Source organism: Kitasatospora sp. NPDC053308 (genome assembly GCF_055585785.1).
Genome location: NZ_JBVJJY010000009.1, coordinates 141,043 through 163,591, shown reverse-complemented (window position 1 = coordinate 163,591; position 22,549 = coordinate 141,043). Strand labels below are relative to the sequence as shown.

At 73.6% G+C, this 22,549-nt stretch carries 21 protein-coding genes and 1 pseudogene; 16 read left to right on the top strand and 6 right to left on the bottom strand.

Annotation, left to right across the window (positions count from 1 at the left end; genetic code table 11):
- The first annotated feature begins 4 nt into the window (after positions 1-4).
- The 4 genes and pseudogenes from ACZ6Y7_RS21610 to ACZ6Y7_RS21595 all read left to right on the top strand — a co-directional run.
- Positions 5-670: a DUF3105 domain-containing protein gene (locus ACZ6Y7_RS21610; protein ID WP_465759518.1), complete on the top strand. Its 666-nt coding sequence runs from the start codon at positions 5-7 to the stop codon at positions 668-670.
- Positions 667-1,437, top strand: a complete 771-nt coding sequence (locus ACZ6Y7_RS21605; RefSeq protein WP_465759517.1) for a DUF305 domain-containing protein — start codon at positions 667-669, stop codon at positions 1,435-1,437. Before ACZ6Y7_RS21610 ends, ACZ6Y7_RS21605 begins: the two co-directional genes overlap by 4 nt.
- A 208-nt stretch (positions 1,438-1,645) precedes the next feature.
- Positions 1,646-2,335 carry an aminoacyl-tRNA hydrolase gene (gene pth / locus ACZ6Y7_RS21600; RefSeq protein ID WP_465759679.1) on the top strand — a complete coding sequence of 230 codons (690 nt, stop codon included), beginning with the start codon at positions 1,646-1,648 and terminating at the stop codon, positions 2,333-2,335.
- Positions 2,286-2,810, top strand: a pseudogene (locus ACZ6Y7_RS21595) (SMI1/KNR4 family protein); the annotation flags it as partial. The gene pth and the pseudogene ACZ6Y7_RS21595, both read left to right, overlap by 50 nt.
- On the opposite strand, the gene ACZ6Y7_RS21590 reads toward ACZ6Y7_RS21595, so the two are convergent.
- Complete coding sequence (locus ACZ6Y7_RS21590; RefSeq protein WP_465759516.1) at positions 2,768-4,495, bottom strand: MFS transporter; 1,728 nt, start codon at positions 4,493-4,495, stop codon at positions 2,768-2,770. The pseudogene ACZ6Y7_RS21595 and the gene ACZ6Y7_RS21590 sit on opposite strands and share 43 nt — an antisense overlap.
- A gap of 144 nt (positions 4,496-4,639) precedes the next feature.
- Here ACZ6Y7_RS21590 and ACZ6Y7_RS21585 point away from each other — a divergent pair, with 144 nt between their 5' ends.
- Both ACZ6Y7_RS21585 and ACZ6Y7_RS21580 read left to right on the top strand, forming a co-directional pair.
- Entirely contained in the window at positions 4,640-5,146 is a 507-nt protein-coding gene (locus ACZ6Y7_RS21585) for a MarR family winged helix-turn-helix transcriptional regulator (RefSeq protein WP_465759515.1), read from the top strand.
- 115 nt (positions 5,147-5,261) lie between these two features.
- Positions 5,262-5,864, top strand: coding sequence for a GNAT family N-acetyltransferase (locus tag ACZ6Y7_RS21580; protein WP_465759514.1), 603 nt, complete (start codon positions 5,262-5,264; stop codon positions 5,862-5,864).
- A 104-nt stretch (positions 5,865-5,968) separates the two neighbouring features.
- Here ACZ6Y7_RS21580 and ACZ6Y7_RS21575 read toward each other — a convergent pair whose 3' ends face one another.
- Together ACZ6Y7_RS21575 and ACZ6Y7_RS21570 are read right to left on the bottom strand one after the other, a co-directional pair.
- Complete coding sequence (locus ACZ6Y7_RS21575) at positions 5,969-6,454, bottom strand: methylated-DNA--[protein]-cysteine S-methyltransferase (RefSeq protein ID WP_465759678.1); 486 nt, start codon at positions 6,452-6,454, stop codon at positions 5,969-5,971.
- 95 nt (positions 6,455-6,549) lie between these two features.
- On the bottom strand, positions 6,550-8,118 hold the full coding sequence (locus ACZ6Y7_RS21570; protein ID WP_465759513.1) for a DNA-3-methyladenine glycosylase 2 family protein: 1,569 nt from the start codon (positions 8,116-8,118) through the stop codon (positions 6,550-6,552).
- Positions 8,119-8,342: 224 nt separating this feature from the next.
- On the opposite strand from ACZ6Y7_RS21570, the gene ACZ6Y7_RS21565 reads away from it, so the two are divergent.
- A complete protein-coding gene (locus ACZ6Y7_RS21565; RefSeq protein WP_465759512.1) occupies positions 8,343-8,822 on the top strand; it encodes an ASCH domain-containing protein in 480 nt (159 codons plus the stop codon).
- A 116-nt stretch (positions 8,823-8,938) separates the two neighbouring features.
- On the opposite strand, the gene rsgA is transcribed toward ACZ6Y7_RS21565, so the two are convergent.
- Positions 8,939-10,132 carry a ribosome small subunit-dependent GTPase A gene (rsgA, locus tag ACZ6Y7_RS21560; RefSeq protein ID WP_465759511.1) on the bottom strand — a complete coding sequence of 398 codons (1,194 nt, stop codon included), beginning with the start codon at positions 10,130-10,132 and terminating at the stop codon, positions 8,939-8,941.
- A 310-nt stretch (positions 10,133-10,442) separates the two neighbouring features.
- Entirely contained in the window at positions 10,443-11,462 is a 1,020-nt protein-coding gene (locus ACZ6Y7_RS21555; RefSeq protein WP_465759510.1) for a cytochrome c oxidase assembly protein, read from the bottom strand.
- Positions 11,463-11,826: 364 nt separating this feature from the next.
- Here ACZ6Y7_RS21555 and ACZ6Y7_RS21550 point away from each other — a divergent pair, with 364 nt between their 5' ends.
- Positions 11,827-13,458 (top strand): FtsW/RodA/SpoVE family cell cycle protein, encoded by a 1,632-nt coding sequence (locus ACZ6Y7_RS21550; protein ID WP_465759509.1) that lies wholly within the window; start codon positions 11,827-11,829, stop codon positions 13,456-13,458.
- 118 nt (positions 13,459-13,576) lie between these two features.
- Here the strand turns inward: ACZ6Y7_RS21550 and ACZ6Y7_RS21545 are convergent, their stop codons facing one another.
- Entirely contained in the window at positions 13,577-14,968 is a 1,392-nt protein-coding gene (locus tag ACZ6Y7_RS21545; RefSeq protein WP_465759508.1) for a YihY/virulence factor BrkB family protein, read from the bottom strand.
- A gap of 178 nt (positions 14,969-15,146) precedes the next feature.
- Between ACZ6Y7_RS21545 and ACZ6Y7_RS21540 the strand changes: the two genes are divergently transcribed.
- From ACZ6Y7_RS21540 to ACZ6Y7_RS21505, 8 genes are all read left to right on the top strand, one after another.
- Positions 15,147-15,230, top strand: a complete 84-nt coding sequence (locus tag ACZ6Y7_RS21540; RefSeq protein WP_373313697.1) for a putative leader peptide — start codon at positions 15,147-15,149, stop codon at positions 15,228-15,230.
- Positions 15,231-15,427: 197 nt separating this feature from the next.
- On the top strand, positions 15,428-17,152 hold the full coding sequence (locus ACZ6Y7_RS21535) for a nitrite/sulfite reductase (protein ID WP_465759507.1): 1,725 nt from the start codon (positions 15,428-15,430) through the stop codon (positions 17,150-17,152).
- 141 nt (positions 17,153-17,293) lie between these two features.
- Entirely contained in the window at positions 17,294-17,476 is a 183-nt protein-coding gene (locus tag ACZ6Y7_RS21530; RefSeq protein ID WP_359826007.1) for a hypothetical protein, read from the top strand.
- Positions 17,457-18,158 (top strand): phosphoadenylyl-sulfate reductase, encoded by a 702-nt coding sequence (locus ACZ6Y7_RS21525; RefSeq protein ID WP_465759506.1) that lies wholly within the window; start codon positions 17,457-17,459, stop codon positions 18,156-18,158. The genes ACZ6Y7_RS21530 and ACZ6Y7_RS21525 overlap by 20 nt, the downstream gene beginning before the upstream one ends.
- Positions 18,159-18,217: 59 nt before the next feature.
- A complete protein-coding gene (cysC, locus tag ACZ6Y7_RS21520) occupies positions 18,218-18,799 on the top strand; it encodes an adenylyl-sulfate kinase (RefSeq protein ID WP_465759677.1) in 582 nt (193 codons plus the stop codon).
- Positions 18,796-19,734: a sulfate adenylyltransferase subunit CysD gene (gene cysD, locus ACZ6Y7_RS21515; RefSeq protein ID WP_465759505.1), complete on the top strand. Its 939-nt coding sequence runs from the start codon at positions 18,796-18,798 to the stop codon at positions 19,732-19,734. The genes cysC and cysD overlap by 4 nt, the downstream gene beginning before the upstream one ends.
- Positions 19,735-19,736: 2 nt before the next feature.
- Positions 19,737-21,083 carry a sulfate adenylyltransferase subunit 1 gene (locus tag ACZ6Y7_RS21510; protein ID WP_465759504.1) on the top strand — a complete coding sequence of 449 codons (1,347 nt, stop codon included), beginning with the start codon at positions 19,737-19,739 and terminating at the stop codon, positions 21,081-21,083.
- Positions 21,084-21,326: 243 nt separating this feature from the next.
- Complete coding sequence (locus ACZ6Y7_RS21505; RefSeq protein WP_465759503.1) at positions 21,327-22,490, top strand: aliphatic sulfonate ABC transporter substrate-binding protein; 1,164 nt, start codon at positions 21,327-21,329, stop codon at positions 22,488-22,490.
- The last annotated feature ends 59 nt before the right edge of the window (positions 22,491-22,549 follow it).

Sequence of the window (22,549 nt, the reverse complement as noted above, 5' to 3'; positions counted from 1 at the left end):
CACCATGGGTTCCGCCTCGAAGCAGTCCAACAAGTCCGGCGGCAAGCAGGCCGGCCTCGACCGCCGCGCCCGGATCGCCGAGCTGCGCGCCGCCGAGCAGCGCCGCGACCGCCGGAACAAGATCGTCGCCTCGGTGGCGGCCGGTGTGCTGGTGGTCGCTGCGGTCGCCACCGGCACCTGGGTCGTCATGGACCAGAACCAGAAGAAGAAGGACAAGGAAGCCGCCGCCAACGCGGACATCCCGGGCGTGAAGACCTTCGGCGAGCTGACCCGCAACCACGTCAAGGACAAGGTCACCTACCCGATGACCCCTCCGGTCGGCGGCGACCACAACGCGGTCTGGCTGGACTGCATGGGCCACGTCTACGACCAGCCGGTCGAGAACGAGCGCGCCGTCCACTCGCTGGAGCACGGCGCGGTCTGGGTGACCTACAACGGCAAGGCCACCCCGGAGGACATCAAGACCCTGTCCGACAAGGTCAAGGCCACCCCGTACTCGCTGATGAGCCCGTACCCGGACGAGCAGGGCACCATCACCCTGAACGCCTGGAGCACCCAGCTGGTCGTGGACAGCGCCAATGACCCGCGGGTGAACCAGTTCTTCACCAAGTACGTCCAGGGCAAGCAGACCCAGGAGCCCGGCGCCTCCTGCACCATGGGGGCGATGTGACCGCCGACGCGGGCCGCTCCGAGGGGGCCGCGCACGAGGACGCCGTCGCGACGGCCGGGGCGGCCGTCGCGGGAGCCGTCGCCGCCGCGGACGGCGCGGGCGGCAGGACCGGCGGGGCCAAGTCCCCGCGCCGGCGCCTGTGGTGGCCGGCCGCGCTGGCCGCCGCCGTGGCGCTGGCGCTCGGCGTGCCGGCCCTGGTGGCGAGCGGGACCTCCGCGTCCGGCAGCTCGCTGTCCGTCCCGGCCGACGACTCGCCCGAGGCCGGGTTCGCCCGCGACATGGCGACCCACCACCAGCAGGCGGTGGACCTGTCGTTCGTCGTCCGGGACCGCACCGGCGACGAGCCGACCCGCACCCTGGCCTTCGACATCATCAACACCCAGGCCAACCAGCGCGGGATGATGATGGGCTGGCTGGACCAGTGGGGGCTGACCCAGAACTCGTCCGCCAAGCCGATGGCGTGGATGAAGATGGACCACGACTACCCGCCGCACGACGGCTCGCTGATGCCCGGCATGGCCACCAACACCCAGATCGCCAAGCTGCGTTCGCTCAGCGGGCGGGACGCCGAGGTGTTCTACCTGCAGCTGATGATCGAGCACCACAAGGGCGGCGTCGAGATGGCCCAGGGCTACGTGGACCTGGCCAAGAACGACACCGAGAAGCGGCTCGCGCAGTCGATGGTGATCGCCCAGACCTCGGAGCTGCAGCTGATGACCGAGATGCTCCAGGAGCGCGGCGCCGCCCCCGGCGTGCCCGCGTCCTGAGCCGGCTCGGCCCTCCTCCCGTCTCCCCGGACGGCCGGGGCGCGGCCGACGGTCCCGTACCGTCCCCGCCGCGCCCCGGCCGTCCGCCGTTCCCACCCCTCGCGGAGCAGCTCACATGACCCCCTACCCGCCCGGCTCCCCTCACCCGCCCGGTTCCCCTCACCCGCCCGGTTCCCACGACTCGACGGGCGCCTCCGGCTCCCCCTGGTTGATCGCCGGACTGGGCAACCCCGGCCCGTGGTTCCGGCAGACCCGGCACAACGCGGGCTTCCTGGCCGTCGACCGGCTGGCCGAGCGGCACGGCGCCCGCTTCCGGCGGCGCGGACTCGCCACCCTGGTCGCCGAGATCACCGTGGACGGGCGGCCGGTCCTGCTCGCCAAGCCGCTCTGGTCCATCAACCTGTCCGGCCGTCCGGTGGCCGCGCTGCTGCGCCGGTACGGCGTGCCGGTGGAGCGCCTGGTGGTCGTGCAGGACGACCTGGACTTCGCGTTCGGCTCCGCCCGGCTCAAGCGCGGCGGCGGGCCCGCCGGCCACAACGGCGTGCGCTCGGTGGGCGAGGTGCTCGGCACCCGCGACTTCGTCCGGCTGCGCTTCGGCATCGGGCGGCCGCCGAAGGGGCAGAGCGTCGGCGACTTCGTGCTGAGGAGCTTCTCGGACGACGAACTCGCGGCGATGCCCGGCGAGTTGGACCGGTGCGCGGACGCGCTGGAGACGCTGGTGCGGCGCGGCCTGAACCGGGCCCAGGACGCCCTGAACGCCCGCCCGGCCGCCGGCGCCCCTTCCGCGCCCGCGGCCCCGCCCGCGCCCGCTCACGGGACTGTGGCCGGTCACGGGACGGCGACCGGTCATGGCCTGGAGGCCGACCGTGGCGTGGAGGCCGGCCATGGCAGGCGGTGAGGGCCTCCGCCGCACTCCGCGGGCCACCGGCCCCGGGAACGACGTACGGCCGGACGACGCGCGGCCGGACGACGTACGGCCGGACATCGCGCGGTTGCTCGTCGCACCACCCGACGACCGACGGCCTCCCCTGACCGCCGAGGCGGTGGCCGAGGCCGAGCGGCTGCTCGGCGTCAAGCTCCCCGCCGCCCTGCTGGACGTACTGCGCCACCGCGACGGCGGCGAGGTCGCGGAGGACCGGAACGCCTTCCCCACCGACCGGCCGACCTCATGGAGCCCCGACCACGTCCCGTTCGACTGGCTCCTGGGCATCGGGCGCTACGAGGAGGGGCCGTTCTCCCTGCTCGACAGCCCGTACCTGGTCGCGGAGTGGGGGCTGCCCACGCCGGTGGTCCTGATCTCGAGTCAGTGCCCGTGCTGGATCGGGCTGGACTACCGGGACGGCGGCCCGGACGGGGAACCGTCCGTCACCTGGTTCGAGGCGGACCTCGGCCGGGAGGTGCCGCTCGCCCCGGACTTCCGGTCGTTCCTCGACGGCCTCACCGCGGTCGACGACTTCCCGTGAGACCGCCCGGGCGCCCCGGCCGCGCGCCCGCCCCGGGCCTGCCCGAGGCGCGCTCGGGCCGGTCGGAGCGCGCCTCGGGCCGGCCGGATGAGGAGCGCGGCCCCCGCCGCGACCACCGCGAGGGCGACCAGCACCGTCCGCCCACCGGACGCCGCGCCCGCCAGGTGGACACCGAGGACGGACAGCGCCATCCCGAGCGCCGTGCCGAGGCTGCGCGCCATGTTCACCATCCCGCCGCCGACCGCCGAACACTGCGCCGGTATCGCCCGCATGACCAGCGCGTTGTTGGCCGGCAGCAGCAGGCCCAGCCCGTACCCGGCGACCAGCAGCGGAGCCGCCGACGCGGTCGAGGCCGGCAGCAGCGCGAACAGCAGCAGCCCGCCGCCCGCGACGGCGGCGCCGAACCGGCACCTGCTGACGTCCGACCAGCCCCGGGGCAGCAGTCCGCCGCCGACGGTCGCGGCGAGGGCGAACGCGGCGGGCAGCAGGGTGACCAGCAGGCCCGCGCCGGCCGTGGACACGCCCGCGCCGGTGAGCAGGACGGGGCCCAGCACGAGGGGGCAGAACAGCAGCAGGTACCCGATCAGCGCGACCGCCAGGCCGGACCGCACGCCCGGGGTGTTGACCAGGCCGGGCGCCAGGATCGGCCGGGCGGCCCGCCGCTCCTGGCGCACCAGGGCGGCCGTGAGCACGGCGGCGGCGAGCAGCAGGACGGCGACCACCCAGCCGGGCAGCGGCAGGCCGGAGGCGGTGGACAGGGCGAGCAGCAGCGAGGTGGTCGCGCCGGTGAGCAGCAGCATGCCGGGCAGGTCGAACCGGGCGCCGTCCTGGGCGGGTCCGTCGGGCCGCGGACCCGCCCTTCGCGGCCCAGGGAGCCCGAGGAGCCCAGGGAGCCTGGGTGGCCCGGGTGGCCCGGGGAGCCCGGGTGGCCCGGGCAGCCCGGGGGTGACGGCCGGGGCCGGGCGGTCCGTCCGGGTACGGGGCAGCAGGTACCAGCCGGCCAGGATGCCGAACACCGCGATCGGCACGTTGACCCAGAACACCCAGCGCCACGAGGCGTGTTCGACCAGCAGCCCGCCGAGGCTGGGCCCCAGCGCCAGCCCGAGGCCCTGGGCGGAGGCCTGGATGCCGAGCGCGCGCCGCATCGCGCGCTCCGGCACCCCGCGCGCGACCAGGGCGACGCTGTTGGCCTGCATCATCGCGGCACCCACGGCCTGGACGGCGCGGCAGCCGACCAGGATCCAGAGGCTGCCGGCGAACCCGGCGCCGAGCGAGGACAGCCCGAAGACGGCGAAGCCGCCGAGGTACATCGTCTTGCGGCCGACGAGGTCGGACAGCCAGCCGATCGGGGCCAACAGGGCGACCAGGACGAGCAGGTAGACGAGGGCGACCCACTCGACGGCGGCGAAGCCCGCGTCGAAGTGGTGGCCGATGGCGGGGAAGACCAGGGCGATGACGCTGGCGTCGAGCTGACCGAGGAAGGCGCCGAGGCAGACCGTCCCGACGGCCAGCCAGTGGGCGTGGCGCCAGCCGGCGATGCCGCGGGGCCGGGGCCGCTCGGTGAGCAGGCGGGCGACAAGGGCGGTGGCGTTCATGCTCCGAATATATCGGATGCAGATATGTTCTTTCTACGATCAGATCGCTCCACGATACGAAGCGTCTCACAGGGCGTCCGCGGCACGTCCGAGGGGCGGACCGCGCCCCCGGAACGCCCCGGACCAGGAGATACGCTGTCCGCCATGCCGTCGTCACACCACGTTCCCGACTCCGCCACCGAGGGCACCGATCCGGCGGTCGAGCACGCCCGACGGCTGACCGACACCGTCACCCGACTGCGCCGCGCCCTGCGCAGCAGCATCCGCACCGACTACCCCTGGGAGTCCCTGCCGATGGCGCAGGTCGAACTCCTCCAGACGCTCGCCGCCGCGCCGCTGCGGGTCGGCGAGCTGGCCGCCCGGCAGCGGCTCGCGCCGAACACCGTCAGCGGACTCGTCGGCAAGCTGCTCGAAGCCGGCTTCGTGGACCGCCAGGCCGACCCCGGCGACCGCCGCACCGCCCGGATCGCCCTCACCCCGGCCGGCCGGCGCCAGCTGGACGACTGGCAGCACGCCCACGAACGCCGCATCGCCGGCGCGCTCGACACCCTCGATCCGGCCGACCGGGCCACGGTCGTCGACGCCCTGCCGGCGCTGGAGCGACTCGCCCGCGCCCTCGCCCAGCCGGGGACAGGCCCCGAGGCCGGGTGAACCACGCCGAGCCACGGCCGAGCCGCGGCAGAGCTGCGACCGGGCCCGCGACGGAGCCCCGACTGCGCCACAAAACCGCTGGTCATCGCCCCAGGCCGACCGCTACCGTCCCGGCATGACGACAGCACGGGTACGGATCGAGCCCTGGACGGACGCCGACCTGGAACTCCTGCGCCGGGTCAACACCCCGGAGATGAAGAAGCACGTCGGCGGACCGGAGACCGAGGAACAGCTGCTCGTCCGGCACCGCCGCTACCTGGACTTCGTCCCGTCCGGGCTGGGCTGCATGTACCGGATCGTGCTGCTGCCCGACGACGACACCACCGAGGACACCGGCGCCCCGACCGGCGACGCGACCGGCGACGCGACCGGCCGCGTGATCGAAGGCCCGGCGGCCGAGGGCGAGGCGGTCGGCACGGTCGGCTACGGCACCCGGACCTGGGAGGGCGAGACCGTCCACGAGATGGGGTGGAACGTGCTGCCCGGCCACCAGGGCCGGGGCATCGCCGTCACGGCGACCCGTCTCGCCGTCGGGGCCGCCCGCCGCGAGGCCGCCCACCGGTACCTGCACGCCTTCCCCTCGGTGGACAACCCCGCCTCCAACGCGGTCTGCGCGAAGGCCGGGTTCACGCTGCTCGGCGCGACCGACTTCGAGTTCCCGCCCGGGCGGTTCATGCGCAGCCACAACTGGCGGGTGGACCTGCGCGGTTCGGCCTGAGCCGCTCAGGTCCGAGCAGGTCGGGCCGGAGCGGGGAGGACCCGAGCGGGTCGGCCTGAGCGGGTCGGACCCGAGCGGGTCGGGCCTGATCAGACCCGACCGGCTCAGAACAGGGTCCCGCTCTCCAGCTCCAGCAGCAGCCGCTTGCGGTCCACCCCCGCCGCGAAGCCGGTGAGCGCCCCGTTGGCGCCGAGCACCCGGTGGCAGGGGCGCACGATCAGCAGCGGGTTGGCGCCGACCGCGCCGCCGACGGCGCGGACCATCCGCGGCTCCTGTCCGGCCAGCTCGGCGAGCTCGCCGTAGGTGACGGTCGTGCCGTACGGGATCGCGTCGAGCGCGGCCCAGATCCTGCGGCGGAACTCGGTGCCCACCGGCGCCAGCGGCAGGTCGAACTCGGTGCGCTCACCGGCGAAGTAGGCCGTCAGCTGGACGACCGGTTCCGCCAGCGCCTCCGGGTCGAGGACCCAGTCGTCGGCCGGCTCGGCCAGCGCGTACTTCTGGCCCGGCGCGGTGACGGTGGCCAGCGCGGCCGGACCGCCGCCCGCGGGCCGGACACCGCTCAGCAGCAGCCGGCCGAAGGGGCTGTCCATCGTCGTGTAGACCGTGGTGGCCTGCTCGCTCGGGACGTGCTCGCTCGGGACGTGCTCGCTCGGGACGTGCTCGCTCGGGACGTGCTCGGTAGTGCTCATGCTGCGGTGCTCTCCGTTCCGGTGCTGATGGTCGCGGGGCCGGCCCACAGCCGGTGGACCGCGTAGGAGCGCCACGGGGCCCAGGCCTCGGCCGCGCGGGCGGCGGACTTCGGGTCACCGGCGGCGCCGAGCCGGACGAGGCCGTGCTTGACGCCCACGTCGCTCGGGAGGAAGACGTCGGGGTCGGCGAGGGCCCGCATCCGCAGGTAGCCGACCGTCCAGGGGCCGATCCCGGGCAGCGCCAGCAGCTCGGCCGCGGCCTCCTCCCGGTCGACCCCGCTGTCGAGCCGGACCGCGCCCTCCGCCAGGGCCGCGCACAGCCCGGTGAGCGCGCGGCGCCGGGCGGCGGGCATCGCGAAGTCCTCCGGGTCCGCGGCGGCGAGCGCCGCCGCGGTCGGGAAGAGCAGGCGCAGGCCTCCGTTGGGCTCGGGCAGCGCGGTGCCGTACTTCTCCGCCAACCGACCGGCCAGGGTACGGGCGGCGCCGACGCTGATCTGCTGGCCGAGGACGGCGCGCACGGCCAGCTCGTGCGGGTCCACGTGTCCCGGCGAACGCAGCCCGGGGCGCTCGCGGACCAGGGCGCCGAGCAGCGGGTCCGCGCCGAGCTGGTCGTCGACCGCCAGCGGGTCGGCGTCCAGGTCGAAGAGGATGCGCAGGCGCTGGACGGCGGTCGGCAGGTCCCGCAGGTCGGCGAGGAACAGCCGGCAGTCCAGCCAGCCGCGGGTGCGCGGCTCGCCCGGCGGCAGGCCGTCGACCTCGGCGATGCCGTGGCCGTAGGGCAGCGCGAGGGTGCGCCGGTAGGTGCGGACGCCGGGGCGCGCGCCGGGGACGACCTCCTCCACGCCGGGGACGGCGCGCAGGGCGAGGAAGTCGATCAGGTGGTCGCTGTCCAGCGCGCCGCGGTAGGCCAGGCGCAGGGTCAGCCCGCCGGTCGGGGTCGCGGTGCGACGGCCGGCCGCGACCTCGGCGCGCAGGCCGCTGGGAGTGCGGTCGTAGACCTCGCGGACGGTGTCGTTGAACTGGCGGACGGAGGCGAAACCGGCCGCGAACGCGATGTCGGTGACGGACAGTTCGGTGGTCTGCAGGAGGAGCCGGGCGGTCTGGGCGCGACGGGCGCGGGCCAGGGCGATCGGGCCGGCGCCCAGCTCGGCGGTGAGCTGGCGCTGCAGTTGGCGGGAGCTGTAGCCGAGGCGGCCGGCCAGGCCGGCGACGCCCTCGCGGTCCACCACGCCGTCGCCGATCAGCCGCATCGCGCGGCCGACCAGGTCGGCGCGGTGGTTCCACTCGGGGGAACCCGGCACCGAATCGGGGCGGCAGCGGCGGCAGGCCCGGAAGCCGGCGCCCTGGGCGGCCGCGGCGCTGGGGTAGAAGACGCAGTTGGCGCGCTTGGGGGTCACGGCGGGGCAGCTCGGTCGGCAGTAGATGCCGGTGGAGGTGACGGCCGTGAAGAAGACGCCGTCGAAGCGGGCGTCACGGCTGTCCACGGCTCGGTACCGGATGTCGTCGTCGATCACGCTGTCCAGTCTGCGGGATCGGGCGAGGGGTGACTGGCGGGAATCGGACATCGCCGTCGGGGGCCCTGCAGCCCGGCCCGGCCGTGACCTACCCCGCCCGGCCGTGACCGACCCGTCGCCCCTCCCCGGCCCTGCCCGGCCCTGGCCTGCCCTGCTCGACCGTGCCCCGCGTGCGCGACCCTGCCCAGCCCTCCCCGGCCCTGGCCTGCCCTGCTCGACCGTGCCCCGCCCGAAATTCACCGGCCGACCGATCGGGCCGCGGCTACGCTCGCCCCATGAGCGAGCAGCCAGGAACCCGGTCCGTCGACCACTCCTACGCGGGCCCGGAGGACCCGCGGGTCGCCGCCCTGCCGCCGGAGGAGTTCGCCTTCCCCGGCCCGCTGCGGGACCAGCTGGTCGCCGCTGTCCTGAGCGGCGCCAAGACCAGCACCACCGGCCTGGTCGCCGACTACGAGCACGAGAACGAGCCCCTGCCGAAGCCCGGTGAGCGGGCCGCCGTCCTCGACTCGGACGGCCGCCGGGTGGCAGTGATCGAGACCACGGACGTCCGGGTGGTCCCGCTCGCCGAGGTCGACCTGCAGCACGCCCTGGACGAGGGCGAGGGCTACGGCAGCGTGGCCGAGTGGCGAGCGGGGCACGAGCGGTTCTGGCGCAGCCCGGAGATGCTCGCCGCCCTCGACGACCCTGGGTTCACTGTGGACGACACCACCCCGCTGGTCCTCCAGCGCTTCCGTCTGGTGGCCGACCTCCGCTGAGCCGGCCGGCACGGAGGGCCGGCCCACGGCGGCCGGGCGGGCCCGACGGAGCCCGCCCGGCCCGACGGCGGTCGGCGGGCCCGGAGGACATTCCGACCCGACCGCCGGTCGACCGGTCAGCGCTTCACCGGACCTCCCGCGGCGCGCATCGACTTGGTGATCGCCTTCCACTTCTGCAGCCGGGCCTTGGCCACCCGGGCGTCCGTGCGCGAGGCGATCCACTCGTTCTCGCGCTGGAGCTTGAGGTAGCTGTCCATCCGGCGCTGCGGCAGGCTGCCGTCCTCCAGGGCGGCCCGCACCGCGCAGCCGGGCTCGGTGTGGTGCCCGCAGTCGTGGAAGCGGCACTCCTCGGCCAGTCCGGCAATGTCGGCGAAGGCCAGGTCCACGCCCTCGCCACCGTAGAGGCCGACCTCGCGCAGCCCGGGGGTGTCGATCAGCACACCGCCGCCGGGCAGCGGGTTCAGCTCGCGGGTGGTCGTGGTGTGCCGGCCCTTCTGGTCGACCGCGCGGGCCTCCTGGACCGTCATGACGTCGGCGCCGGCCAGCGCGTTGGTGAGCGTGGACTTGCCGACGCCGGACTGGCCGATCACCGCCGTGGTGCCGGGGGTGCAGGCACGCAGTACGTCCATGCCCTCGCCGGTCTCGGCGCTCACCACGAGCACCGTGACCCCGGGCGCGACCGCCTCGACGTCGGACCGGATGAAGTCGGCGTCGTCCACCAGGTCGGCCTTGGTGAGGACGACCAGCGGTTCGGCGCCCGACTCCCAGGCCAGCGCCAGGAAGCGCTCGATCCGACCGAGGTCGGGATCGCTCGCCAGCGAGGAGGCGATCAGCACGGTGTCGACGTTGGCCGCCAGCACCTGGCCGTCGGAGCGCTTGCCGGCCACCTTGCGGATGATCGCGGTGGAGCGCGGCAGCAGCGCGGCGACGGCCGCCATCGGCTGGGCGTGGAGGTCCACGGCGGCCCAGTCGCCCGTGCAGGGGCAGTTGATCATGTCGGCGTCGCCCACCGGCCGGGTGTCGAAGCGGACGGTGCGCGGTTCGCCCGTCTCCGGGTCGGCGATCACGGCGTCGCACTGGCCGCGGTCGACCCGGACGATCCGCGCGGGGAGCAGCCCGGCCTCGCCGAGCGGGGCGAACAGCTCGTCGAGCTCGGCCGTCCAGCCGTAGTCGGTCAGCGCCGAGCCGGTCGGCGCCGAGCCGGTCGGCGCGACGCCGTCGGCGAAGCCGTCGGCGAAACCGGGGGACGAGGAGGAAGAGACAGAGGAGAAAGAAGAGGAGAACGACGGAACGGAGGCAGCGTCGGACAACGCAGTGGCCCTTCGGGAGGAGATGGTCCCGGCGGGCTACGGCTGGCGCGAAAGGGCTCAGCCGGCGGCCGGGAAGAGGAGATGAACGCGAGTGCTGCCCTGGGCAGCCATCCGGGCGACAACGACCACGGGGGTTCACCTCCTGCTCTCTGCTCCTCGGGCGACCTGATGGGCCCCCGAACCGAACACGTCACACGCTAGCGGAGCCCCCTGCCCCCGCCAACCCATTTTCGACCTGCGGAAACGCCCCTCGCGGGCCCTCGCGCACGCCCCTCGCGGGCCCTCGCGCACACCCCTGCCGGGTCAGGACCTAGCCGCCGTACCGGTGCTTGAGGTTCGGGTCGTCCAGCCACCACGGCCGCATGCCCGTCTCCTCCTCCTCGGGCTGCCCCGTCGCGCGCGCCCGCTCGGCCGCCGCTTCGAAGCGCGCGTCCAGCTCGGCGTCCACGGCTCGGGTCTCCTCGCGGCCCTGCACCACCATCCGCCGCACCAGCGCGGCCAGGAACGGCAGCCCGACCAGGTCCCCCAGGACCCAGAACGCGTTGCCGCCCCAGGTCTGGTCCTGCGCCAGGCTCGGCCCCCACGGCCGGCCGAGCGCCGCGTAGTAGTGCTCGGCGACCAAGTGGCCGCCGTAGATCAGCACGATCCCCAGCCCGGCGTCGAAGATCACCTCGGCGAAGGTGATGAACAGCCCGACCAAGTGCGGGTACTCGTGCCCGACCGGGTCGATCTGCAGCCGCGGCCAGAAGTACGCCAGTCCGAGCAGCACCAGTGCCAGGTGCAGCAGCAGGTTCCCGGCGGCGCTGGACACCGACTCCTCGTACCAGGGCGTGAAGTAGAGCAGCCACGGCGGGGCCATCAGCAGCGCGGTGGAGACGGCCGGGAACATCAGCACCTTGGACGGGCGGCTGCGCAGCGCCCGCAGGATCCGCTCCCGCCGGGCCGGCGGCGCGGCCCGGACGAGCAGCGAGACGGGCGCGCCGAGCGCGAGCAGCAGCGGGACGACCATCAGCAGCAGCACGACCTGCACGGCCCGGTCGGTGAACAGGATCCGCTCGTACACGCCGAGGCCGGAGCAGGTGCACCAGATCCAGAGCAGCAGTCCGCCGAGGAAGGCGACGGTGCGGGTGGGCTGCCAGCGTTCGCCGCCGGCGCGGTGGACGGTGCGCACCGCGGCCAGGTACCAGGCGCCGAGCAGCGCGGAGAGGGCGAGCACCAGCGGTTCGGCCGTCCAGGAGGTGACCAGGTCGGACCACTGCCACGGCGGCGGCCCGCTGTAGGCGAGTGCGGAGACCGCGCCCTGCGCCGGGCCGTCCAGCACACCGTTCATCCGTCCGCCCACCTCACCGAACCCGAAGCCGAACCCGAAGCCACAGCCGCAACCGCACCGCCACCACAGCCATAGCCACAGCCACGGCCGCAGCCACAGCCGAAGCCGCGACCACCGCCACCGCCGAGCCGGCGGACGCCGCGGCGCCCGGCCATGATGGCTCCGCGGGGCCGGCCCGCCGCGCGCGGGGCCCGCCTCTATACCCGCCCCTGAACAAGGCTTTACCGAACACCATCAAGGCTTTGCCCAGGCAAAGTTCTGCCCTCGAAACCCCACCGTCCGCAACCGCGGCAGGGCCCCGGACGTCTGGCAGGATGCCCGTCGGCGAATCCCGCCGCGTGGGGTGACAAGGGGACGACACGAGGTGCACAGCACTGCACGCGGCGAGGGCCGCCGACTGGCCGCGCGCCACCGCAACATCGAGCTGGGACTGCTGGTGTTCGCGGTGGTCGTCTGTCTGGCGGGGCACGTCGACGCCGCTCTGGCGCTGACCGGCTCCCTGCCTCCCGGTCTGCTGGTGCACGGCCTGTCGCTGGGCGCCCTGGCCGGGGTGGCGCATCTGGCGGTGCGCCGGTTCGCGCCGTACGCGGACCCGCTGATCCTCCCGCTCGGCGTCTTCCTCACCGGCTTCGGGCTGGTGCTGCTGGACCGGCTGGACTTCAGCTACAAGGCCGCGCACAGCGCCAAGGGCGACTACCAGAAGCTCCCGGCCGCGCCCTCGCAGCTGATGTGGGTGTTCATCTCGGTGGCCGCGGCGATCGCGCTGATCGTGCTGGTCAAGCACCACCGCTTCTTCCAGCGCTACGTCTACCTGCTGATGGCGGGCGCGCTGATCCTGCTGGCCGCGCCGGTGGCCTCGCCGAGCGACAGCTTCGGCGCCAAGCGCTGGATCCGGCTGTTCGGGCTCTCCTTCGAGCCGGACGAGTTCGTGAAGGTCGCGATCACGATCTTCTTCGCGGGCTACCTGATGGCCTCCCGGGACGCGCTCGCCCTGGCCGGCCGCAAGGTCTGGGGGATGACCCTGCCGCGCGGCCGGCACGCCGGGCCGGTGCTGGCGATCTGGGTGGTCAGCCTGCTGGTGCTGATCTTCGAACGCGACCTCGGCACCTCGCTGATCTTCTTCGGCGTCTTCATCGTGATGCTGTACGTGGCGACCGAGCGCACCAGCTGGGTGGTGCTCGGCCTGCTGATGGCGGTCGGCGGCGCGGCCGTGGTCGGCACCGTGGAGCCGCACGTGCACGGCCGTGTCGAGGCCTGGCTCCACCCGCTCGACTACTACAAGCCGGTGCACGACAAGGCCATCTCCGAGCAGCCCGCCGAGGCGCTGTTCAGCCTGGGCACCGGGCACCTGACCGGGACCGGCCTGGGCTCGGGCCGGCCTTGGCTGATCGGCTTCGCCGGTCGCAGCGACTTCATCTTCACCACCATCGGCGAGGAGCTGGGGCTCGCCGGGGTCACGGCGGTGCTGCTGGTCTACGTGCTGCTGATCCAGCGCGGTCTGCGCACCGCCGTCGGCCTGACCGACCCGTTCGGCAAGCTACTGGCCACCGGCCTGTCGGCGGCGCTGGCCCTGCAGATCTTCGTGGTGGTCGGCGGGGTGAGCGGGCTCGTCCCGCTGACCGGCAAGGCGCTGCCGTTCCTGGCCGCCGGTGGTTCCTCCCTGCTGGCGAACTGGCTGATGGTCGCGCTGCTGATCAAGCTGAGCGACTCCTCCGGGCGCACCGCGCTGGAGCCCGCCCAGCCCTCCCCCGAACCGCTCCCGGCCCGGGGCCGCCCGAGCGGAGGCGACCGGGACGGGACCGACTCGGCGGGGAGCAGCCCGGCGGGGAACGACCCGGCGCCCGGGAGCCCCACCCCGACCCCGGCGGCCCCGATCCCCGCCACCCCGCAGTCGGCCGTACCGCAGTGGGCCGCCCCGCAGAGCGCGACGCCGCACAGCGCGACCCCCCACAGCGCGACCCCGCAGTACGGCTACCCCCCGAATTCGGCCCGGTAGACCTCAGGCCTCCGGACTCGCGCCCGTACCCGCACCCGCACTAAACGGGCAGGGCCTCCCCCGCACCCGCGGAGGAGGCCCTGCCCGTTCGACGGTCGACCGACCGATCCCCGCCCGGCTACCGCTGCTCCCACGGCGGCCGGGGCGGTCGCGGCGGGTACCCCGGGCCCGCGGAGGGCCCCGCACCGCCCGGCGGGCCGGAGAGCCCCGGCGGCACCGGGGACGGCCCGGGCGGCCCGGGCGGCCCGGGCGGACCGGACGGCGGCCCCGGCGGCGGCCCGGACGGCCGGTCGCTGTCCGGCGGCGGCGGGGCGGGCCGGTGGTGCGGCCCGCCACGCGCGGTGAGCCGGCCGCGCAGGTTGTCGGCGGCCAGGACGTCGGCCCAGCGCTCCGGGTACTCGGAGGGCACGTCGACGTCCTCGCCGTCCTCCTCGCCCCACTCCTCCTCGGCGCCCTCGGCGAGCCCGAGCTCGCGGGCGCGCCGGGCCCGTTCGACGGCCCGCCGGGCGGCGACCTCGCGGACCACGGCGGCGGCCGCCTCCTCGTGCGCCCGCTCGTTCTCGGCGCGGGCGTCGGCGGTCTCCAGGGTGGGCCAGCGGCGGTCTATCGCGGCGTTCATGGCGGCCCCGATGAGGACGGCGAGGGCGACCACGAAGATCCACAGCAGGACGGCCACCGGCGCCGCCAGCGAGCCGTACACCGAGGGGCCCTCGACCGAGCTGACCAGGTAGACCCGCAGTCCGATGCTGCAGAAGACCAGCACCACCAGGGCCACCAGGGCGCCGGGGATGTCCTCGCGCCACGGGGTCGAGACCGGGACGGCCAAGTGGTAGAGGGTGGTCAGCGAGACGGTCAGCAGCACGATCGCGACCGGCCAGTAGAGGACGCCGACCAGTCCGGACACCCCCGGCACCGCGTTCTCCAGCAGCCCCGGCCCGAGCATCAGCAGGGGCAGCACCAGCGAGCCGATCACCAGCGCGCCGAAGTAGAGGCTGAGCGACATCAGCCGGGTCTTGACGATGCCGCGCTTGCCGTCGAGGCCGTACATGACGGTGATGGTGTCGATGAAGATGTAGAGGGCTCGGGAGCCGGACCACAGGGACAGCAGGAAGCCGATCGAGACCAGGTCGGGCCGGGTGCGGTCGAACACCCCGTTCAGGAGCGGGACCACGACCTCGTTGACGGAGGAGTCCGACAGCACCGTCCCGGAGGCCGAGAGGATGCTCTTCTTCAGCCCGGCGATGGTGCCCTGTCCGACGAACTCGTCGAGGTAGCCGAGTGTGCCGGCCAGACCGAGCAGCAGCGGCGGGATCGACAGCAGCGTGAAGAAGGCCGCCTCCGCGGCGAGGCCGGTGACCCGGTACTCGACGCAGGTGTTGGTGGTGTCCTTGACCAGTTCCCACGCCGTGCGGCGCCAGGTGGCCTGTTTGGCCGCGCGCCGGGAGCCCTTGCCCCGGCGCCGGGAGGGCCGTTCGGGGTTCGGTCTGCTCGTATCGCCTGCTGCTTGCACAGGGCCAACCGTATCGGGCCGGGGCGCTCCGGTTGATCTCGCCGGGGTGTGGTCGCGTGGCCGGGCCGCCCGGGCGGGGAGCGGCGGGGACTCCGCAGCGTCCCACATGACGGAACATCAGCGTCCAGCATGCGGATGTTAGTGGACCGCGAGTCCCGGGCCGTGCGAATCTCTTGCCATGCGTAGCGCCGGAACCACCCTAGTAGGTCGACTCCACGTCGATCTCCTTCGCGTGTCCAGCGCCATCTGTCCGGTGACCTGAGCCCATCCCCGCCGCACCACCGCACCCGGCGCCACCCGTTCCCGCCATCCCGCCGCAACGGATGCGCAGGCGCCCGCCCGGCCTCGGTCACTGCCCTCCCGGTCCTGAGAAACCCGCAGGTCAGAGCAGCACCGCAGGGCTGAGCACGCCCAGCGACCCCACCGGCGCCAGCGCCACCTGCCCCGAAGGACTTCACCATGGCCACCTCTCCCGAGACCGTCGAGCCCACGGCCGACCGCCCCGCCGAGCGCCGCCCCGCCGCGGCCCGCAAGGTGACCCGCCACCGCGGCGAGGGCCAGTGGGGCATGGGCCACTACACGCCGCTGAACGCCAACGAGCAGTTCAAGAAGGACGACGACGGTCTCAATGTGCGGACACGCATTGAGACGATCTACGCGCACCGCGGCTTCGACTCGATCGACCCGGCCGACCTGCGCGGCCGGATGCGCTGGTGGGGGCTCTACACCCAGCGCAAGGAGGGCATCGACGGCGGGAAGACCGCGATCCTGGAGCCGCACGAGCTGGACGCCGAGTACTTCATGCTCCGCGTCCGCATCGACGGCGGCCGGCTGACCGTCGCCCAGCTGCGCGCCGTCGCCGAGGTCTCCGAGCAGTACGCCCGCGGCACCGCCGACCTGACCGACCGGCAGAACATCCAGTACCACTGGATCCGGATCGAGGACGTCCCGGCGATCTGGCAGAAGCTGGAGGCCGTCGGACTGTCCACCACCGAGGCCTGCGGCGACACCCCGCGCGTCATCCTCGGCTCCCCGGTGGCCGGCATCGCCGAGGACGAGATCATCGACGGCACCCCCGCCATCGACGAGATCCAGCGCCGCTTCATCGGCAACCCGGACTTCTCCAACCTGCCGCGCAAGTTCAAGAGCGCCGTCTCCGGCTCCCCGCAGCTCGACGTCGCGCACGAGATCAACGACGTCGCCTTCGTCGGCGTGGTCCACCCCGAGCACGGTCCCGGCTTCGACCTGTGGGTCGGCGGCGGCCTGTCCACCAACCCGCGCCTGGGCGTGCGGCTCGGCGCCTGGGTCCCGCTGGACGAGGTGGCCGACGTCTACGGCGGCGTGATCGGCATCTTCCGCGACTACGGCTACCGGCGCCTGCGCAACCGCGCGCGGCTGAAGTTCCTGGTCGCCGACTGGGGCGCGGAGAAGTTCCGTCAGGTCCTGGAGGACGAGTACCTCAAGTACCGGCTGGTGGACGGCCCCGCCCCGGCCGAGCCCACCGCCCGCTGGCGCGACCACGTCGGCGTGCACAAGCAGAAGGACGGCCGGTTCTACATCGGCTTCGCGCCGCGCGTCGGCCGGGTCGACGGCAAGCTGCTCGGCCGGATCGCCGACCTCGCCGCCGCCCACGGCAGCGACCGGGTGCGCACCACCGCCGAGCAGAAGATGCTGATCCTCGACATCGCCGAGGAGCACGTCGCGTCGGTGGTGGCCGGCCTGGAGGCGCTCGACCTGCGCGTCACCCCGTCGCCGTTCCGCCGCGGCACCATGGCCTGCACCGGCATCGAGTACTGCAAGCTCGCCATCGTCGAGACCAAGGGGCGCGGCCAGACGCTCATCGACGAACTGGAGCAGCGCCTGCCGGAGTTCACCGAGCCGCTCACCATCAACATCAACGGCTGCCCCAACGCCTGCGCCCGCATCCAGGTCGCCGACATCGGCCTCAAGGGCCAGCTGGTCACCGACGAGAACGGCCGGCAGGTCGAGGGCTACCAGGTGCACCTCGGCGGCGCGCTCGGCCTGGAGGCCGGCTTCGGCCGCAAGGTCCGCGGCCTCAAGGTCACCAGCGCCGGCCTGCCCGACTACGTCGAGCGGCTGCTGACCCGTTACCAGGCCGACCGCGCCGCAGGCGAGCGCTTCGCCCAGTGGGCGGCCCGGGCGACCGAGGAGCAGTTGTCGTGAGCGAGCGAAGCGAGCGAACCAACAGGGCAGGGCGTTGTTCGCGAAGCGAACGCCGAGCGCAGCGAGGTGGGCAATGAGCGAGCGAACCAACAGGGCAGGGCGTTGTTCGCGAAGCGAACGCCGAGCGCAGCGAGGTGGGCGATGAGTGAGCGAGCCGCGCCGTTCTTCTGCCCGTACTGCGGGGACGAGGACCTGCGCCCCTCGGAGGCCGGTCACGGCGCCTGGGAGTGCCACGGGTGCCGCCGGGCCTTCCAGTTGAAGTTCCTCGGCCTGCTGTCACCGACCGACCACGGGGGTACGTCCCATGAGCAGCACCGCGACTGATGACGAGGCGGCAGCCGTCCGGGCCGGCCGCGAGCTGGAGGAGGCGACCCCGCAGGAGATCCTGCAGTGGGCCGCCGACACCTTCGGCAAGCGTTTCTGCGTCACCTCCTCGATGGAGGACGCGGTGGTCGCGCACCTCGCCTCCACGGTGCTTCCCGGCGTGGACGTGGTGTTCCTGGACACCGGCTACCACTTCCCGGAGACCATCGGCACCCGGGACGCGGTGGCGGCGACCATGCCGGTCAACGTCATCACGCTCACCCCGCTGAAGACCGTGGCCGAGCAGGACGCCGAGTACGGGCCGAACCTGCACGACCGCGACCCGGACCTGTGCTGCGCGCTGCGCAAGGTCGAGCCGCTGAACCGCGGCCTCGGCGGGTACGACGCCTGGGCCACCGGGCTGCGCCGCGACGAGTCGCCGACCCGGGCGAACACCCCGGTGGTGGCCTGGGACCCGAAGCGCCGCAAGGTCAAGATCGCCCCGATCGCCCGGTGGACGCAGGAGGACGTGGACGCCTACGTCGCCGCCCACGGCGTGCTGCTCAACCCGCTGCTGTGGGAGGGCTACACCTCGATCGGCTGCTCGCCGCTGTCCTGCACCCGCAAGCCCGCCGAGGGCGAGGACGCCCGGGCCGGCCGCTGGTCCGGCTCCGGCAAGACCGAGTGCGGCATCCACCTCTGACATCCGCCCACCGACCCATCGTCAACGACCCCGTGAGGAAGCCCGTGACAGCGAACACCCTGGCCGCCGACGGAGCCGCAGAGGCGGCCCCCGCGGCCGCCCCCTGCGAGCGCGGCGCCACCGTGTGGCTGACCGGGCTGCCGAGCGCCGGCAAGACCACGTTGGCCTTCGCGCTGGCCGAGCGGCTGCGCGCGGAGGGCCACAAGGTCGAGGTCCTGGACGGCGACGAGATCCGCGAGTTCCTCTCCAAGGGCCTCGGCTTCTCCCGCGAGGACCGGCACACCAACGTCACCCGGATCGGCTTCGTCGCCGAGAAGCTCGCCGCCAACGGCGTCAAGGTCCTCGCGCCGGTGATCGCCCCGTTCGCCGACTCCCGCGCCGCCGTGCGCGCGCGGCACGCCGCGGCGGGCACCGAGTTCCTGGAGATCCACGTCGCCACCCCGGTCGAGCTGTGCGCCGAACGCGACGTCAAGGGCCTGTACGCCAAGCAGGCGGCCGGCGAGATCTCCGGTCTCACCGGCGTGGACGACCCGTACGAGGCGCCCGTGGACCCCGAGCTGCGACTGCAGACCCAGGGCCGCGAGGTGGCCGAGAGCGCCGCCGAGCTGCACGCCTTCCTGACCGAGAGGGGCCTGGCATGACCACCGCGACCGACAGTCCCGTCCGCACCGAGGACAACCCCTTCGCGCTGTCCCACCTGGACGCCCTGGAGGCCGAGTCGGTGCACATCTTCCGCGAGGTCGCGGGGGAGTTCGAGCGCCCGGTGATCCTGTTCTCCGGCGGCAAGGACTCCATCGTCATGCTGCACCTGGCGCTGAAGGCCTTCGCGCCGGCCGCCGTCCCGTTCTCCCTGCTGCACGTCGACACCGGGCACAACTTCCCCGAGGTCATCGCCTACCGCGACCGCGTCGTGGCCGAGCACAACCTGCGCCTGCACGTCGCCCACGTCCAGGACTTCATCGACGACGGCCGGCTGCGCGAGCGCCCGGACGGCACCCGCAACCCGCTGCAGACCGTCCCGCTGCTCGACGCCATCGAGACCAACCGCTTCGACGCCGTCTTCGGCGGCGGCCGCCGCGACGAGGAGAAGGCCCGCGCCAAGGAGCGCGTCTTCTCGCTGCGCGACGAGTTCGGCGCCTGGGACCCGCGCCGCCAGCGCCCCGAACTGTGGTCGCTCTACAACGGCCGCCACGCCGCCGGCGAGCACGTGCGCGTCTTCCCGCTGTCCAACTGGACCGAACTCGACGTCTGGCAGTACATCGAGCGCGAGGGCATCGAGCTCCCCGAGATCTACTACGCCCACGAGCGCGACGTCTTCGCCCGCAACGGCATGTGGCTCACCGCCGGCGAGTGGGGCGGCCCCAAGGACACCGAACCCGTCCAGCGCCGCCTGATCCGCTACCGCACCGTCGGCGACATGTCCTGCACCGGCGCCGTCGACTCCGACGCCACCACCATCCAGGCCGTCATCGCCGAGATCGCCGCCAGCCGCCTCACCGAGCGCGGCGCCACCCGCGCCGACGACAAGCTCTCCGAGGCCGCGATGGAAGACCGCAAGCGCGAGGGGTACTTCTAACCATGACCAGCACCACCCGGGCCGACATGATCCAGACCGGCACCGCCACCTCGCTGCTGCGCTTCGCCACCGCCGGCTCCGTCGACGACGGCAAGTCCACCCTGGTCGGCCGCCTCCTGCACGACTCCAAGTCCGTGCTCGCCGACCAGCTGGAGGCCGTCGAGCGCGTCTCCCTGGGCCGCGGCCAGGACGCGCCCGACCTCGCGCTGCTCACCGACGGCCTGCGCGCCGAACGCGAGCAGGGCATCACCATCGACGTCGCCTACCGCTACTTCGCGACCCCCCGCCGGCGCTTCATCCTCGCCGACACCCCCGGCCACGTGCAGTACACCCGCAACATGGTCACCGGCGCCTCCACCGCCGAGCTCGCCGTCGTCCTGGTCGACGCCCGCAACGGCGTGGTCGAGCAGACCCGCCGGCACGCCGCCGTCGCCGCCCTGCTGCGCGTGCCGCACGTCGTCCTCGCCGTCAACAAGATGGACCTCGTCGGCTACGCCGAGCCCGTCTTCGCCGCCATCGCCGCCGAGTTCACCGACTACGCGGCCTCGCTCGGCGTCAAGGACGTGCTGGCCGTCCCGATCTCCGCGCTCGCCGGGGACAACGTCGTCGAGCCCTCCGCCCACATGGACTGGTACGGCGGCCCGACCCTGCTGGAGCACCTGGAGACCGTCCCGGTCGGCAGCGACCCGAGCGCCGAGCCGGCCCGCTTCCCCGTCCAGTACGTGATCCGCCCGCAGACCGAGGAGCACCCCGACTACCGCGGCTACGCGGGCCAGCTCGCCTCCGGCGTGCTGCGCGTCGGCGACCCGGTCACCGTGCTGCCCTCCGGCCACACCAGCACCGTCACCGGCATCGACGTCCTCGGCCGCGAAACGGACATCGCCTGGGCCCCGCAGTCGGTCACCGTCCGCCTCGCCGACGACCTCGACGTCTCCCGCGGCGACCTCCTCGCCGCCGGCCCGGCCCCCGTCCCCACCAAGGACATCGAGGCCACCGTCAGCCACCTCAACGAGCGACCGCTGCGCGCCGGCGACAAGGTCCTCCTCAAGCACACCACCCGCACGGTGCGCGCGCTCGTCAAGGAGATCTCCTACCGGATCGACATCGACACGCTCGAACGGCGCAGCGGCGCCGAGGGGTTGAACGTCAACGACATCGGCCACGTGACGCTGCGCACCGCCGAGCCGCTGGCCCTCGACAGCTACGCCGACAACCGCCGCACCGGCTCGTTCCTGCTGATCGACCCGGCCGACGGCACCACCCTCACCGCCGGCATGGCGGGCGAGGCCTTCGGGACCGTACGCGGGACCGACGCACCCGACGCACCCGACGAGGAGGACTGGGTCTGATGCCCAGCGAGGCGTTCTCGGGCATGGACAAGGAAGGCGGCCGCATCGGCAGCGGCGTCCTCGGCAGCGGCCAGGGCGGCTTGACCCGATGTGCGGGCCGACAGGGCTGAGAACGCCCTGTCACCGGGCCGTCTTCCCCCACAGCCGCCCGGCTTGCCCCGGCACCCGCTGCCGCGTGCACCACCTTCCGAACCGTCCTCCCGAGACCGCCTCCTGACGGTCCGTCCGCGAACAGGACTCACCATGGCACCGAACCAGGCCCCGTCCCGCCCCCATACCCGCACCCGCCCCAACGCCGGCCGGATCAGACGCACCGCGGCGGCCGCCGCGGCCGGCCTGACCGCGGTGGCCCTGCTGTCGGCCTGCAGCTACGGCTCCAAGGCCGACAAGTCCGACGACAAGGCCAAGGCCGCGGCCACCGCCGCGGGCTCCGGCGCCAAGCTGTCGGCGGACACCGTGAAGATCGGCTACTTCGCCAACCTCACCCACGGCACCCCGCTGGTCGGCCTCCAGGAGGGCATCTTCCAGAAGGAGCTGGGCGGCACCCAGATCAAGACCCAGGTCTTCAACGCGGGCCCCGCCGAGATCGAGGCGCTCAACGCCGGCTCGATCGACATCGGGTGGATCGGCCCGTCCCCCGCGATCAACGGCTACACCAAGTCGGACGGCCAGTCGCTGAAGATCATCGGCGGTTCGGCCTCCGGCGGGGTCAAGCTGGTGGTCAACCCGGACAAGGTCCCCTCGCTGGACGACCTCAAGGGCAAGAAGATCGCCACCCCGCAGCTGGGCAACACCCAGGACGTGGCCCTGCTCAACTACCTCGCGGGCAAGGGCTACAAGGTCGACGCGGCCTCCGGCGCGGGCGACGTCTCGGTGGTGCGCACCGACAACAAGGTCACCCCCGACGCCTACAAGTCCGGCTCCATCGACGGCGCCTGGGTGCCCGAGCCGACCGCTTCCAAGCTGGTCACACTCGGCGCGAAGGTCCTGCTCAACGAGAAGGACGTCTGGCCGGACAAGAAGTTCGTGATCACCAACATCATCGTCTCGCAGAAGTTCCTCAAGGAGCACCCGGACGTGGTGGAGGCCGTGCTGCGCGGCTCGGTGAAGACCAACGCCTTCATCAAGGCGAACTCCGACAAGGCCAAGTCCGACGCCAACGAGGCGATCAGGAAGGAGGCCGGCAACGCGCTGGAGCCGGCCGTCCTCGACCCGGCCTGGGCCGACATCGACTTCCTGGACGACCCGCTGGCGAACACCCTGCAGGCCGAGGCCGACCACGCCGTCACCGCCGGGCTCCTCAAGAAGCCCAACCTGAACGGCATCTACGACCTCACCCTGCTGAACAAGGTCCTCGCCGCCCAGGGCCAGGCGCCCGTGTCGGACGCCGGACTCGGCGCCAAGTAACTCCCGGGCCACCGCCGTTCGGCCCCGACTCCGCCGTTCGGCCCCGACTCCGCGGTCCG

What these genes read in the sequence shown, in the direction of transcription:
- ACZ6Y7_RS21555 (WP_465759510.1), bottom strand. Translation starts at nt 11,462, where the DNA reads ATGAACGGTGTGCTGGACGGCCCGGCGCAGGGCGCGGTCTCCGCACTC.
- ACZ6Y7_RS21565 (WP_465759512.1), top strand. Translation starts at nt 8,343, where the DNA reads ATGAGCGAGCAGCCAGGAACCCGGTCCGTCGACCACTCCTACGCGGGC.
- ACZ6Y7_RS21590 (WP_465759516.1), bottom strand. Translation starts at nt 4,495, where the DNA reads ATGAACGCCACCGCCCTTGTCGCCCGCCTGCTCACCGAGCGGCCCCGG.
- ACZ6Y7_RS21575 (WP_465759678.1), bottom strand. Translation starts at nt 6,454, where the DNA reads ATGGACAGCCCCTTCGGCCGGCTGCTGCTGAGCGGTGTCCGGCCCGCG.
- ACZ6Y7_RS21580 (WP_465759514.1), top strand. Translation starts at nt 5,262, where the DNA reads ATGACGACAGCACGGGTACGGATCGAGCCCTGGACGGACGCCGACCTG.
- ACZ6Y7_RS21525 (WP_465759506.1), top strand. Translation starts at nt 17,457, where the DNA reads ATGAGCAGCACCGCGACTGATGACGAGGCGGCAGCCGTCCGGGCCGGC.
- ACZ6Y7_RS21610 (WP_465759518.1), top strand. Translation starts at nt 5, where the DNA reads ATGGGTTCCGCCTCGAAGCAGTCCAACAAGTCCGGCGGCAAGCAGGCC.
- ACZ6Y7_RS21530 (WP_359826007.1), top strand. Translation starts at nt 17,294, where the DNA reads ATGAGTGAGCGAGCCGCGCCGTTCTTCTGCCCGTACTGCGGGGACGAG.
- ACZ6Y7_RS21535 (WP_465759507.1), top strand. Translation starts at nt 15,428, where the DNA reads ATGGCCACCTCTCCCGAGACCGTCGAGCCCACGGCCGACCGCCCCGCC.
- ACZ6Y7_RS21505 (WP_465759503.1), top strand. Translation starts at nt 21,327, where the DNA reads ATGGCACCGAACCAGGCCCCGTCCCGCCCCCATACCCGCACCCGCCCC.
- ACZ6Y7_RS21540 (WP_373313697.1), top strand. Translation starts at nt 15,147, where the DNA reads ATGCGTAGCGCCGGAACCACCCTAGTAGGTCGACTCCACGTCGATCTC.
- cysD (WP_465759505.1), top strand. Translation starts at nt 18,796, where the DNA reads ATGACCACCGCGACCGACAGTCCCGTCCGCACCGAGGACAACCCCTTC.
- ACZ6Y7_RS21585 (WP_465759515.1), top strand. Translation starts at nt 4,640, where the DNA reads ATGCCGTCGTCACACCACGTTCCCGACTCCGCCACCGAGGGCACCGAT.
- ACZ6Y7_RS21570 (WP_465759513.1), bottom strand. Translation starts at nt 8,118, where the DNA reads ATGTCCGATTCCCGCCAGTCACCCCTCGCCCGATCCCGCAGACTGGAC.
- ACZ6Y7_RS21510 (WP_465759504.1), top strand. Translation starts at nt 19,737, where the DNA reads ATGACCAGCACCACCCGGGCCGACATGATCCAGACCGGCACCGCCACC.